At 53.0% G+C, this 13,003-nt stretch carries 11 protein-coding genes; 4 read left to right on the top strand and 7 right to left on the bottom strand.

Annotation, left to right across the window (positions count from 1 at the left end; translation table 11 throughout):
• Positions 1-45: 45 nt before the first annotated feature.
• Complete coding sequence (locus tag FHR87_RS13750) at positions 46-810, bottom strand: aspartyl/asparaginyl beta-hydroxylase domain-containing protein (protein WP_183167296.1); 765 nt, start codon at positions 808-810, stop codon at positions 46-48.
• Positions 811-1,126: 316 nt separating this feature from the next.
• On the bottom strand, positions 1,127-1,732 hold the full coding sequence (locus tag FHR87_RS13745) for an arylesterase (protein WP_183167295.1): 606 nt from the start codon (positions 1,730-1,732) through the stop codon (positions 1,127-1,129).
• Positions 1,733-1,742: 10 nt separating this feature from the next.
• Between FHR87_RS13745 and FHR87_RS13740 the strand changes: the two genes are divergently transcribed.
• Genes FHR87_RS13740 through greB form a run of 3 tightly spaced genes read left to right on the top strand, consistent with a single transcriptional unit; the run spans position 1,743 to position 5,446 of the window.
• Positions 1,743-2,429 (top strand): ABC transporter ATP-binding protein, encoded by a 687-nt coding sequence (locus FHR87_RS13740; protein ID WP_183167294.1) that lies wholly within the window; start codon positions 1,743-1,745, stop codon positions 2,427-2,429.
• Between the two features lie 5 nt (positions 2,430-2,434).
• A complete protein-coding gene (locus tag FHR87_RS13735) occupies positions 2,435-4,930 on the top strand; it encodes an ABC transporter permease (RefSeq protein ID WP_183167293.1) in 2,496 nt (831 codons plus the stop codon).
• A gap of 18 nt (positions 4,931-4,948) precedes the next feature.
• Positions 4,949-5,446: a transcription elongation factor GreB gene (gene greB, locus FHR87_RS13730; RefSeq protein WP_183167292.1), complete on the top strand. Its 498-nt coding sequence runs from the start codon at positions 4,949-4,951 to the stop codon at positions 5,444-5,446.
• Positions 5,447-5,506: 60 nt separating this feature from the next.
• Here greB and FHR87_RS13725 read toward each other — a convergent pair whose 3' ends face one another.
• The gene (locus tag FHR87_RS13725; protein ID WP_183167291.1) at positions 5,507-6,922 is read right to left on the bottom strand and encodes an MltF family protein; all 1,416 of its coding nucleotides are present in this window, start codon (positions 6,920-6,922) and stop codon (positions 5,507-5,509) included.
• 183 nt (positions 6,923-7,105) lie between these two features.
• Between FHR87_RS13725 and FHR87_RS13720 the strand changes: the two genes are divergently transcribed.
• Positions 7,106-7,912, top strand: a complete 807-nt coding sequence (locus FHR87_RS13720) for a TatD family hydrolase (protein WP_183167325.1) — start codon at positions 7,106-7,108, stop codon at positions 7,910-7,912.
• Between the two features lie 44 nt (positions 7,913-7,956).
• Here the strand turns inward: FHR87_RS13720 and FHR87_RS13715 are convergent, their stop codons facing one another.
• The 4 genes from FHR87_RS13715 to FHR87_RS13700 all read right to left on the bottom strand — a co-directional run bounded on the left by FHR87_RS13715 (position 7,957) and on the right by FHR87_RS13700 (position 13,001).
• Positions 7,957-9,960 carry a transglutaminase TgpA family protein gene (locus FHR87_RS13715; RefSeq protein WP_183167290.1) on the bottom strand — a complete coding sequence of 668 codons (2,004 nt, stop codon included), beginning with the start codon at positions 9,958-9,960 and terminating at the stop codon, positions 7,957-7,959.
• A complete protein-coding gene (locus FHR87_RS13710; RefSeq protein WP_420826741.1) occupies positions 9,957-10,979 on the bottom strand; it encodes a DUF58 domain-containing protein in 1,023 nt (340 codons plus the stop codon). The genes FHR87_RS13715 and FHR87_RS13710 overlap by 4 nt, the downstream gene beginning before the upstream one ends.
• Complete coding sequence (locus tag FHR87_RS13705; RefSeq protein WP_183167288.1) at positions 10,949-11,866, bottom strand: AAA family ATPase; 918 nt, start codon at positions 11,864-11,866, stop codon at positions 10,949-10,951. Before FHR87_RS13705 ends, FHR87_RS13710 begins: the two co-directional genes overlap by 31 nt.
• Before the next feature lie 172 nt (positions 11,867-12,038).
• Positions 12,039-13,001, bottom strand: coding sequence for a MucB/RseB C-terminal domain-containing protein (locus tag FHR87_RS13700; RefSeq protein ID WP_183167287.1), 963 nt, complete (start codon positions 12,999-13,001; stop codon positions 12,039-12,041).
• Between the last annotated feature and the right edge of the window lie 2 nt (positions 13,002-13,003).

Here is a 13,003-nt window from a genome sequence, read left to right as displayed (position 1 = left end):
GGACTTGCACAACGCCAGGGAGTCACGGTTTTTTGTCAGAACAGATCACTGATCCAGTTGCTTGTGAGCTTCTTCCCACGCATCGAGATTGGTTCTGGCTTCCTGTACGAAAGGGCTACGCCGGATGGCAGCGAGAAACAGATCACCGAGCAAACGGCCCGGCAGACGCAACGGACGCTTGAATTGAATCAGCAAAACCACGCGAGTCTGATCCGTATCGTTCCAGACTTCATGTGGATAGGTATCATCGAACACCATGCAGTTGCCGTCGTACCACGCTTCGGTCTGATCGGCTACCTGGATACGGCATTTTTCATTCGGCGTCGGACTCATCAAAGCCAGGTGGCAAGTAATGATTCGTTTGGTCACTCCCGTATGCAAGGGGATATGGCCACCCGGTCGTAGAATCGAGAAAAAGGCGCTATTAAGATTTGGCACCACCGAAAGAATCTCTGCAGTACGCGGGCAAAGCTTACAGTTTTCTTCGATCTTGTACCCATAACCATGCAGGAAGAAAGAGCGCCAGCCGTTATCTATAGCAATACGCCGATGATCAGGAGAAATTTCCCTGAGGGCAGGAATGGAAACGCCATCATCCAATAATTGCTGGACCTCGCCACGAATGGTTTCCCAGTTACGTTCCAGCTCTGCAGTCCAGGGAAAAAGCTGCTTATCGAAAAACGCAGGGTCACCTACCAAAGAATTCTTGGATAGAAACCTGTTAAACCAGGGACGCAGCTTTTTGCCCATCCGATACAAAGCACTGCGTTTGAGCTTCGGCTCTGCGTAAGTCGAAACCGCATCGTTCATCAGCTTTCTCCTGAAAGATTCTCAATTTTTTTGATAACCACTGCCTGGGCCTCCAACACACTGGCGTAACCTTTGATTACAGATGAAGGAGTGGTTGCCAGGAATTATAAAGCGAATCAAAACGACTCAGCTTGACGAAGATCCTTTAGGATCTTCTTAAAGCCTGTTCACGATCTCGCGAGCTAGAGCTAAACGGTAGCGAAAACGGCTGAGGAAGCGGACCAGGCTCGCGCGCGAGTTTACGAGTGGTAAATGAGCATTTCGAAGCCGGTTTCAACACCGTTTGGCCGACGCGCAGCAGATCGTGAACAGGTTCTTAAAGAAGGGATTCCAGCTTCTGCCAGGCATTATCCAGTAGCCGCTCCTGGGCCTGGGCTGCCGGATGTACACGGTCGGCTTGCATCATGTCTGTCACACCACCGATCCCTTCAAGAAAAAAGGGTACATAAGCCACTTTCTTTTCTTCAGCAAGCGAATCGAAAGCCTCGGCATATGCAGTGGTATATCGCTGCCCCAAGTTGGGTGGCATACGCATGCCAAGCAACAGGACTTCCGCCCCCGCTGCACGGGATTGATCGATCATTGCAGAAAGATTCTGTTTCATTTGTGCAGGCTGCTGGCCGCGTAGGCCATCGTTGCCACCAAGCTCCAGAATGACGACATTGGGACGATGCTCGTCGAGTAGCGCTGGCAGGCGGGCAAGTCCTCCGGCAGTCGTATCGCCACTGACCGAGGCATTCACGACTTGATGACCCTCTCCTCGTTCGGCTAGTCGGTTCTGTAACAAATGAACCCAGCCCTGACTGGTTTCCAGTCCGAAAGCAGCGCTGATACTATCCCCAACGATCAGTACTGTCCCGGCCAGGGCTTGCTGAGCCCAAAGCAGCGAAGCCAGGACTCCTCCTATCAACCATCTACGCATCGGATCCCCCATGAACGCCAGCATTCTCACTGCCCGGCACCTTAGCAAAGTGGTATCCAGCGCGGAAGGCTCGCTCCGCATCCTCGATGACCTGTCGCTGGAACTGCATAAAGGTGATGTACTAGCGATCGTCGGTACATCTGGCTCGGGAAAGTCGACATTGCTCGGCCTGCTTGCCGGCCTTGATCTACCCACCTCGGGAGAGGTCGAACTGGCCGGACACGTTCTCAATCGACTCGACGAAGATCGCCGCGCCAGGGTTAGAGCCGAGCATGTCGGTTTCGTCTTTCAGTCCTTCCAGCTGCTGGATACTCTCAACGCGCTGGAAAATGTCATGCTTCCCCTCGAACTCGAAGGACGCCAGGATGCATCCGCAAAGGCTCAAGCGCTTCTGGAGCGTGTCGGTCTGGCTGCTCGCCTGCATCATTACCCTCGCCAACTGTCGGGGGGCGAGCAACAGCGCGTAGCTCTAGCCCGGGCCTTTGCCGCCGAACCAAAAATTCTTTTCGCCGACGAACCTACTGGTAACCTCGATAGCAATACCGGTGCTCACATTACCGAATTACTGTTCGAGCTCAACCGCGAGCGCGGTACCACATTGATCCTTGTTACCCACGATGAGCGTCTGGCCGGCCGCTGCCAGAAATTGCTCAGACTCGAAGGTGGTCGACAAATCGAATACAGAGCGGCCGGATAATCAGCATGCCTTTTCCCCGTCTTGTTTCTCTCGCTATTCGCCAACTGTTGCGCGAAGCGCGCACTGGCGAGCTGAAAGTACTGTTTTGCGCCCTGCTCATCGCTGTGGCGGCGAGCACCGCAATCGGTTATTTCGGTCATCGTCTGAATCTGACCATGCAATCTCATGCCAGTGAATTTCTTGGCGCTGACCTGGTACTCAATGGCTCCGCGCCTGCCACGCAAACCCAGACCAACACTGGTCTTGATCTCGGCCTGGCCCACGCCCAGGTAGTGGAATTTTCCAGTGTTATTGCTACCGATGAGCAGATCCAGCTTTCCAGTATCAAGGCTGTCGATAGCGCCTATCCACTTCGCGGCGAGCTCCGTAGCTCGGAGGCACTTTATGGCCCCGAACAACCAGGCTCAGGTCCACAACCTGGTGAAGCGTGGGCAGAAGCTCGTTTGCTCGCGGCTCTGGACCTCAAGATTGGCGATACCATCGAAGTCGGTCGCCAGCCGCTTCGCTTGAGCCGTGTGCTCACCTATGAACCGGATCGGGCCGGCGATCTCTATAGTTTGACTCCAAGAGTCCTGATTCATATGGACGATCTGACAGCGACCGGAGTGATTCAGCCAGGCAGCCGGGTTCGCTATCGGGAGCTTTGGAGTGGCCCAGGCGAAAGCCTGGAAAGCTATCAAAAAGCCATTGAACCCGGATTGGCAGCAAACCAGAGTATCGAGACAGTCAAGGATGAAAATCGTCAGATAGGCGGCGCGCTGGAACGCGCCGAACGCTATCTGAATCTGGCCAGTCTTGCGGCAATTCTGTTGGCCGGTGTTGCCGTGGCACTATCGGCAACCCGTTTTGCCAACCGGCGCCTCGACAACAGCGCACTGCTACGCTGCCTTGGCCTTTCTCAACGCGAAACGCTGCAACTTTACACCCTTCAATTAGGCATACTCGGCCTGCTGGCTAGCTTCGCTGGTGCCTTATTGGGCTGGCTCGCGCAACAAGGGCTATTCTTTTTACTGCGCAATCTGCTGTCCAGCCAGGTGTCCGAGACGAATCTTTGGCCCATGCTTACCGGCATTGCTACCGGTATGGTTGCCTTGGCCGGATTTGCCCTGCCGCCGCTGGCAGCCCTGGGGCGTGTCCCTCCATTACGGGTATTGCGTCGGGACATCCTTCCTGTGCCTCTCAGCAGTTGGCTGGTCTATGGCGCTGCGATCGCCGCGTTGGCGACAATCATGTGGCGCCTGACGCTGGATCTGACTATCACCCTGGCCTTGCTGGGCGGCGGTTTGCTCGTATCGCTGGCTCTAGGCAGCGCATTACTGCTTGGCCTGCAGAAATTACGCAAATTACTGACAAATACTTCGTTGCCTTGGCGCCTTGGTCTTGGCCAGCTACTACGGCATCCACTATCGGCAGCCGGCCAATCGCTCGCATTCGGCCTGATTCTGCTGGCGATGGCACTGGTTGCGCTCTTGCGCACCGAATTGCTGGACACTTGGCGAGACCAGCTCCCCAAGAACGCGCCGAATTATTTTGCACTCAACGTGCTCCCTGCCGAGCTGGATGCCTTCAAGACCCGTGTCGCCGGAATCACTGATTTTTCAGCCCCGCTCTACCCTGTCATTCCAGGGCGACTGATAACCATCAACGAGACACCAGCCCATGATCTAGTCGCCCAAGGTACGCAAGGCGACAGGGCGACACGCCGGGACCTCAATTTGACCTGGGCTACCGAACTACCTAGTGATAACCATCTGGTCGTAGGCCAATGGTGGAATGAGAAAGAACAAAGCGACTTGCCTGGAGTTTCGATCGAAGCGGAACTGGCAGAAAACTTCGGACTCAAACTTGGCGATAAACTAACGTTCAACATCGGTGGTACCAATCTTGATGCTCGGGTCAGCAGTTTTCGGCAGGTCAACTGGAATAGCTTTCAGCCCAACTTTTTTATGATTTTCGAACCTGGTGCCCTCACAGGCATGCCTACCACCTTCCTGACCAGCTTCCATCTCGCTCCTGGCAAGGAGCATGATCTGATTCAATTGGCCCGTGACTTCCCTGCCGTAACCTTGCTGCAAATCGACGCGTTGCTGGCTCAACTACGCGATATCCTGGCGCAGGTTTCGCTGGCAGTGGAATATGTTTTGTTATTCGTATTGGCTGCAGGATTTGCCGTGCTGTTTGCCGGCCTGCAAGCAACCTTGGATGAACGCATTCGCCAAGGTGCTCTGTTGCGAGCCTTGGGAGCCCGGCGCCAGATATTGCAACGGGCCAGAGGTATCGAGTTCGCCTTGTTGGGAGCCTCCAGTGGCATACTTGCCGCCTTGGGGTGCGAATTGATCAGCGCCTTGCTCTATCGCTTCATCTTCGATATTCACTGGCATCCTCACCCATGGCTACTGGCGATGCCTGTGATCGGTGCCTTGCTGGTAGGCAGCGCGGGAATATTGGGGACGAATAAAGCATTAAAAGTCAGCCCATTGATCGTGTTACGCGAAAACTGAATACGTGTCGAAATCATCATGAGCCGTTATCGCCCACCCCGACCTGTCGGAACACCATTGATTACCCCAGAAGGTGAAGCACGCTTGCGGGCGGAGCTTCATGAACTTTGGCATGTCAAGCGCCCACAGGTGACACAGGCAGTGAGCGAAGCAGCAGCTCAAGGCGACCGCTCGGAAAATGCCGAGTACACCTACGGGAAAAAGATGTTGCGCGAAATCGATAGCCGCGTCCGCTTTTTGAGCAAGCGCTTGGAAAAACTGAAGATTATTGAAGAACGCCCCACAGACCCGAATAAAGTGTACTTTGGCGCCTGGGTCACTCTGGAAGATGAGAATGGGACCGAAACCCGTTATCGCATAGTCGGCCCCGATGAACTAGACCTGAAGCAAGGTCTGATCAGCATTGACTCACCACTGGCAAGAGAACTGATAGGCAAAACACTCGATACGGAAATCAATGTGCAAACTCCTGCCGGCATACAGACCAGATACATCGTGGCCATCGACTATCCGTGAGCTCCATTGTCGTTTTCGTGATATCGACCAGCTCAGATATTTCAATCGTCGAAAAGTCGCTCAGTACTTGGCACTAACCTGATTGAACTCCAAACGATAGCGCTCTCTGGCATAGGCCAGGAAATACTTGTTGACGCTGTTGACATAGCTGACGACGCCCATACCCACACGTTCCATGGCGATCCGCTCTACCTGAAAAAACCATTGATCCGGATTAAGGCCACGCCGGCGGGCTTCGCTTCGTAATGCCTGGACTCGCTGTGGCCCCAGATTATAGGCCGCCAGCGTAAAAGCCATGCGCTCACGCTCATTGAGCCGCGGGCTGGCGAAGAACTTATGCTGGATCTGGTCAAGGTAGCGAGCACTCGCTTGTACATTGTTATCCAGGCGGGAAATATTTTTCACCCCTACGCTGTCCGCCGTATTGGGTGTCACCTGCATCAAACCGACACCTCCGGATGATCCACGGGCCTCGGGATTCAACGTAGACTCCTTGAACGCCAAAGCTGCCAACCCCAACCAGTCCATTGCATGTTTATTAGCATAACGCTGCAGCGTTGGACGTACCTTTTCCAAACGCTGACGTCCCGTGGAATCCAGCGGATAATGAACCTTGTACAAATTGCGGTAGACCCGCCCAAAGGCAGCATCCAGATCTGCCGGAGCACGATAGCTTGTGAGGAAGCTGTTGGCACTTGCTTGCAACTTGTCGGCATCGCTCAGGAAAAACCAGTGCATATCGCCTGGCTCACCCAAATGTACATCAGGCTCCAACTGCAATTTTGGCATGACCATGGCCCAGCGTTCCGCAATGTGTTTTTCGACTACGGTTGCCGGATAGATACCAGCCTGTACCATGTCCAGTACATCTTCCACTGCGAGGGATGGGTCGACCCATTCGATGGAAACAGGTGAGCGTTTCTTCTGTTCCAGTTGCCGATTCAGTTGAGCCAATTCTGCGCCTGCCACGCTTCCCGGCGGCAAAACCAAGGTATGTCCGGAAAGCTGCGCAGGGTTTCGATAAGTCCGGCTGCCTTTGCGAGTGACCAGCACCATAGGAACACTGACAAGGACCGGGCGGCTGGCAACGATATGCGATGCATTGCCATTATCGAGCAGTTCACCAGGCGCTACCATATCGCCCTCGCCACGCTCAAGTGCCCCCAGCAGTTGATCCTTTGCTTTCGGTATCAGCTTCAGTGTAATCGCCTGGCCCTTGCGGGGTTCACGATTGAGATAGTCGATAAAGGCATGCAGACGAACATATTCACTACCGATGGCCTGCCCCTTTACAGCACCAGAGCTGTTCCGACTCTGGTTGATCAGCACACGCAACTCGCCACTCTGACGTATATCAGCCAGATCGCGTACTGTAGCAAGCTTCTGCCACGTTTCTGGCGGTCCGGCAAAACGTGCAGTTGCCAGTTCAGGAAAAAGTGCCAATAGGCAGACAAGCATGATCGATAATCGCAACATGTAGATACCATCTGCATGATTCCAGCCTGCTTGCAGACGAAATAGCCCGAGCGCAACCAGACCACAATTTAAAGATGCGAATACCCTGATCCTAGAGCGAACAAAGTGAGCGGACCCGATTAGCGCATTCTGCGTTACAACTTGCCGATTCTTAAAAACTCAAATTTTAGCAGATCAATTTATATGGAACTCGTCGATATTGGCGTCAACATGACGCATCCCTCTTTTGCCGTGGATTGTCGCGCTATTCTCGAAAGTGCTTATGCTGCCGGTGTAACCCAGATGTTGGTGACTGGTACCAGTCTGCAAAAGAGCATCAATGCCGTACTTCTCTGCCAGAAAATGGATGAAAAACGACGCCATTTGTTCTGTACCGCAGGAATTCATCCACACAATGCTAGCCACTGGCAAAGTACGACTCGGATTGAATTACTTGAACTTCTGCGACAACCGGAAGTACGGGCAGTCGGTGAATGCGGACTGGATTTCAATCGCGATTTTTCTCCTCGGATACAGCAAGAACGCGTACTGGAAGAACAACTGGAGCTGGCAGTGGAAACCGGCCTGCCAGTGTTTCTGCATGAACGTGATGCATCCGGCAGACTATTGGATATAGTGAAGCCGTTTCGAGATCGTCTACGCGCAGCTGTGGTGCATTGCTTCACTGGTGAAAAGCAGGCTTTATACGCCTATCTCGACTTGGATTTGCATATCGGCATAACTGGATGGATTTGCGACGAGCGGCGTGGAGCTCACTTGCACCCACTGGTGCGGAATATTCCATGTGGCCGGCTGATGCTTGAAAGCGATGCTCCTTACCTGTTGCCACGCAACTTGCAGCCCCGCCCCAAGAACAATCGTAACGAGCCCTCCTATCTGGTTCATATACTGGCCGAAGTTGCTCGTCATCGTGGAGAAAGCATTGCAGACCTGGCACACCACACCACTGAATGTGCTCGCGCTTTTTTCATCCTTCCTACACTTGACTGAAGCACACCTGCCCGAAAGCGATTCGTCAGTTGAAAGTGTAGCTTTCAATGAATTCGATCTTTGGCATGATTGCGCGAGAATAATGCATCGCGTAAGGCCTTGAATGCCTGCTGCATTTCTCTTGGCGAAGCAGGTTCACCCGAGTAGCGCGTACACTCATAGATACCTGTAAATTGCCGGATAGCCTGTGCCTGATCCGGCAGCACCTGTGCAGCGCGTTCGGCAAAAGCGCGGGCACCTTCGTGTTTCTGCCGCACAATACCTTGCCCAGCCAGCAGCTTTTCGTATCGCAAAAAAAGACGTTGAACGAGGTCAGGAGTGCTGCGCCAGGGCTTGAACAACAGCAGTGCCAGACTTCCCGACAGCACAGCCAGAACTAACACCAGCCCAATTCCCAGCCAATCCCAACGCAACTCGAAACTACCCAACCACTTTTGCAGGATCTGTTTCTGCTCGTCACCTTGATAATTCAAAACCCAGCGCTGCCAGCCATAATTTACATTATCCCAAGCCATACGCAGCTCGTTCAGCCAGTTGATACCACTGTAGCGGTGCAGTGCCAGAGGATCGCCTTCAAGAAAGCTCTGCTCCTGCACCATAGCTTGCTGAAGACCAGTTCGAATACGCTCGGGTGCGACCTGGAACGTGGGGTCGATACTTATCCAACCCCGCTCCGGTAACCAGTATTCCACCCAGGCATGGGCATCGAACTGGTGAATCGAGAGGTAATTACCGGCCGGGTTCAGCTCACCACCTTGATAGCCACCTACGACTCGAGCCGGTATACCAGCAGCGCGCAAAATAAAAGTCATGGCCCCTGCATAATGGATACAAAACCCACTGCGAGTCTGGAATAAAAAGTCATCGACAATATTTTCGCCAACCGGTAGTGGTTTAAGCGTATAGACGTAGGGCTGCTGGTTGAAATGCCGAAGCAATACCTGCACAAGACGCTCCGGATCGGGTTCACTGCGGCGCAGCTCTTCAGCCCAGATACGAGTGCGTGGATTGCCCTGTCGCGGCAATTGCAAGGAAGCTGCCAGAGAAGCTGAAGTAGCTGAGGGCTCTCGCCGGGAATCCGGCCAGGAGACGGTACGGTACATCAGTGCTCTATCGACAGGTCGCCGCCGCTCGAGATGGAAATCGGCCATCATTCGAGCATCGTCTGCCTGAATCTTGGGTACATCCAAGGAAAATAGCCAAGAGCGGCCATTGGGTTGAATTATGATGTTATAAGATAAAGGCTCACCTTGTGGTTCCCACTTGGGTTCTTGTGCCAGATAGGAATTGGATGAACGTGCCCAACGCTGTCCATCGAAACGCTCGAAAGTAATAGCCCGCCAATACAGGTTTTCGTGCGCAGGAAGCTGTCCGTCGAAAGTGACCCGGAAAGCCAGCTCCGAGGATTGACTGAGCTCCACCATTTCGCCAGGCGACATGCTTTCTGCCAATCCACTAACGGCTTGCTCGGCCGGCTGCGGCATCCCCCATAACGGTGCCAGGCGGGGAAAGAATACGAACAGTACTAACATCAGTGGTAATGCTTGCAGCAGTAGACTGCCAGCCAGGCGTAGAGGTGCTCGGTAGCCAGCCGAATCGTTCTGATAAAGCCCAATCATTCCAGCCAGTAATGCAGTGATCGGTAACAGGCTATAAACCGCAGCCAGTACACCACTGTCGAAAAGATAACCGGTCACTACGGCAAAGAAACCCAGGAAAATAACGATCAACGCGTCGCGACGATTGCGCATTTCCAAGGTTTTCAGGATGAAAGCCGTCATCAGCAAGACTGCACCGGCATCGAGCCCGATCAGCGTGCCATGCGACACATATATGGCAAGGCCGGTCGACAACATTAGCAGTGCCTTGACCCAGCCATTAGGATAAGCGGCACACATACGAAAGATCCGTAACCGCCACCAGGTACAACCTAGCCAAAGCACGATGATCCATGGCGGTAAATATTGCAGATGAGGCAGGATAACCAGGAACTGAACGATCAACAGCCAGAAAAGACTGTTGCGCGGAATGACTTCGGCAGCTTTCAAGCCTGCCCCTCCTTCTTGCCCGAACCAAATAACGCCAAGGCACGCAAACAAACTTCACGATGCAACTGACCGGCATTCGGGCCTATGGTTTGGCCTGGAAGAACTAGCGTGAAGATTTGGCCAACGGAATCCAGCTCCAGAACCCAGTGGCAAAGCAGGGACAGGCGCGCTTCTATATCGCCGCTTAGTTTGCCGAAATCCAATACCAATTCGGTACCAGTCAAGGCAACAAAGTCTTTGACCAGCAATCCTCTCCCACGAGAGTAAGCTTTCCAGTCCAGGCGCCGGATTGCATCGCCTGGCTGCCAGGGCCGCAGACCACGATAATCATCGACACCCGCTTGCTCGGCACGGGACCCATCAGTTTCATCTTCATGATCCTTTCCGGATAAACAAGGTAGCTCACCTGATAACGGACGCGGATAAACCAGTGCCGATATCTCGAGGTCAACCCAGCTCCAAGCCATAAAGATCCCCAGCGGGAAGCGACTTTCCACACGCAACCGGCCTGGTTGCAGCCAACCCCGAGCAAGTGCCGGTAGCTGTAACTCGGCATTGCTTATCGAGCAAGCCGCCACCTCTTGCAGTTGCATCTCGCTGCCCGACCAACCCAGTGCAATCGCCCGATGCGCATATTTTGTGCTTTCCAGTCGCAAGCCAAGCATTGCTTGCCCACCCACGAAAACCGGCGCTACGTTGGCCGCTTGCAGCTCCAATCCGACCAGATTGCGCCAAGTATGCAAAATCGTGACGATTGATAGAGATAACAGCAAAAAGGTTACCGCATAGGCCAGGCTATTCTGATAGTTAATGGCTGCCAGCAACATCAGCAGTTGAGCCATGAAAAAAAACAGTCCCACCCTGGTTGGCATAATGAAGATGAGACGCCGATCCAAGCGGATTCTGGATGCACGCGGTGTACGTCGAGCAAGCCAGTAGCCAAGATACCTGTGACGCTCTCCCAACCCTTGCAGAAAACCGATCATGCTCAAAGTACTGGAACTTCGCGCAGCAACCACTGCACCAGGGAGCTATCACCGCTACCGGAATAATCCGCGCGCTCACGCAAACGATGTCCTGCCACTGCCGGCAGAACAACTTGTACATCTTCAGGAATGGCATAATCCCGCCCGGCCATATAAGCCCAGGAACGAGTTGCGGCTATCAAGGCAAGACTGCCTCGCGGCGAAATACCCCAAGCGAACTGTGGGTGGGTACGTGTGGCTTCAACCAGTCGCAATAGATAATCAGCCAAGGCGTCGCTAACGTTGACCGCCGCTACCTCCTCCTGGATCGCTGCGAGTCCAGCGTGATCAAAAACCGGCTCCAGACAAGGCAGCAAATCGCGGCGCGACTCTCCCAGCAACAGGGCTTTCTCGGCAGCACGTGCCGGATATCCAAGCGAAAGCCGCATCAGAAAACGATCCAACTGGGATTCCGGGAGAACAAACGTACCACTCTGACTAGCCGGGTTTTGTGTAGCAATCACGAAAAACGGCTCAGGTAATGCCCGGGTCGCACCTTCAATAGTCACCTGCCCTTCTTCCATCGCTTCAAGCAAGGCGCTCTGGGTCTTGGGTGTTGCCCGATTGATTTCATCGGCCAGGATCAGTTCGGCGAAAATCGGCCCAGAATGGAAAACGAACCGGCCAACATCCTTGTCAAATATCGAAGTACCAAGAATATCGCCGGGCAACAGGTCGGAGGTGAATTGGATACGCTGAAAATCAAGCCCCATGACCTTGGCCAAGGTATGGCTCAGCGTCGTTTTGCCCATTCCGGGCAAATCTTCCAGTAGCAAATGTCCACGAGCCAGAAGACAAGCGACAGCCAATCGCACTTGCTTTTCCTTACCTAGAAACACCTGATTAGCAGTGGACAGACAAGCCTCAAGTTTTGCGCGCATCGTTCGGCTCCTCACTCAATCGGCCTACGATGCTAAAGCTGTGTGGCTGACTCGCCAAGCACACGCAATCTATACTGACAAGCAGTACACGTTTTTACCTTCTATATCGATTGGCAAACGATTCCTACAGTTGATGAACTTCGTCGCGTCAAGACATCCTTTATTCAGCTATTTAGTTAGCGCTGTTTCGCATCGAAAGCCCAATTCGCTCAGCCGTTCCGATAGGGATCTCGCCAACCACAGTAATCATCACATCGCGACCACCAGCCACCGTTATGCGCTTGGAAATAGCAGCGGTAGGTCCCATCTGATTTCGCTCATCTTTAGCTGTTGGGTTATCCAACGGCTCAAGAAAAACAGAAAAATTAGCAATTCCATCGCTGTATACCAGCCAAGTCACTGACTCAGTCGAAACAGGACTTTTACGAACACCAGAATCAATCAGGCGAAAACCTGTAGGCAACCAATCGGAATGCCAAGTGGTTTCTTCTGATTTATGGGAGGAAACATCAGCTGTACTGGATGACGACTGAGTTGTCACTGGGCAATCCACTGTAGGCTTCAAATCAGTGGAAGTGACAGGCCCCACATTAAGAGAGATAAATTGGAAACGCTCAAGTAACTGCCCTTTTTCACTGAGCATCAAGACCTTGAGTGGTAAGGCAGTATTCTTATCGACGTGGAATTCGAAACCGTATCGGTGTTGATCACGAGGCATCATGGCAAAAGCCGTAGCCGGATACCCGGCAATTCGAGAATCACCAATCAAGTGTAATTCATACAGCTTTTCAATGGCTTGAATATCAAGATCCGGATTTTTCCAGCTTTTGTTACCTGCAACCTGAAGCATGAAGTCATCCGTTGCACATTGCAGGCGATCAGCGATTTTCAAAATTTCTGCGGCAGGGCCATCCAAGCGAAGATAACGTTCCCGAACGGAATTACCGCTGGCTTCATGCCATACCGTATAACTGGAAAAAACTCCGGCTCGTTCGAAAACGAAATTACCCTGAAAGCTTTTTTGTTGTGCTGCTACAACGAGTCGATTCAACCAAGCATTTGCATCAGAAGAAGCAAAGGCTGACGCTGACAGCCAGCCTCCGAAAAATACTACGTACAGCAAAATGACACGCATGC

Origin of the sequence: Azomonas macrocytogenes, assembly GCF_014191985.1 — a bacterium.
GTDB lineage: Bacteria > Pseudomonadota > Gammaproteobacteria > Pseudomonadales > Pseudomonadaceae > Azomonas > Azomonas macrocytogenes.
Note: the sequence above shows the minus strand (reverse complement) of the source record. Positions and strands in the feature narration are given on the sequence as shown.

Coding starts and splice junctions, on each gene's coding strand:
- FHR87_RS13735 (WP_183167293.1), top strand. CDS start 2,435: ATGCCTTTTCCCCGTCTTGTTTCTCTCGCTATTCGCCAACTGTTGCGC.
- FHR87_RS13740 (WP_183167294.1), top strand. CDS start 1,743: ATGAACGCCAGCATTCTCACTGCCCGGCACCTTAGCAAAGTGGTATCC.
- FHR87_RS13700 (WP_183167287.1), bottom strand. CDS start 13,001: ATGCGTGTCATTTTGCTGTACGTAGTATTTTTCGGAGGCTGGCTGTCA.
- FHR87_RS13745 (WP_183167295.1), bottom strand. CDS start 1,732: ATGCGTAGATGGTTGATAGGAGGAGTCCTGGCTTCGCTGCTTTGGGCT.
- FHR87_RS13750 (WP_183167296.1), bottom strand. CDS start 810: ATGAACGATGCGGTTTCGACTTACGCAGAGCCGAAGCTCAAACGCAGT.
- greB (WP_183167292.1), top strand. CDS start 4,949: ATGAGCCGTTATCGCCCACCCCGACCTGTCGGAACACCATTGATTACC.
- FHR87_RS13705 (WP_183167288.1), bottom strand. CDS start 11,866: ATGCGCGCAAAACTTGAGGCTTGTCTGTCCACTGCTAATCAGGTGTTT.
- FHR87_RS13725 (WP_183167291.1), bottom strand. CDS start 6,922: ATGTTGCGATTATCGATCATGCTTGTCTGCCTATTGGCACTTTTTCCT.
- FHR87_RS13720 (WP_183167325.1), top strand. CDS start 7,106: ATGGAACTCGTCGATATTGGCGTCAACATGACGCATCCCTCTTTTGCC.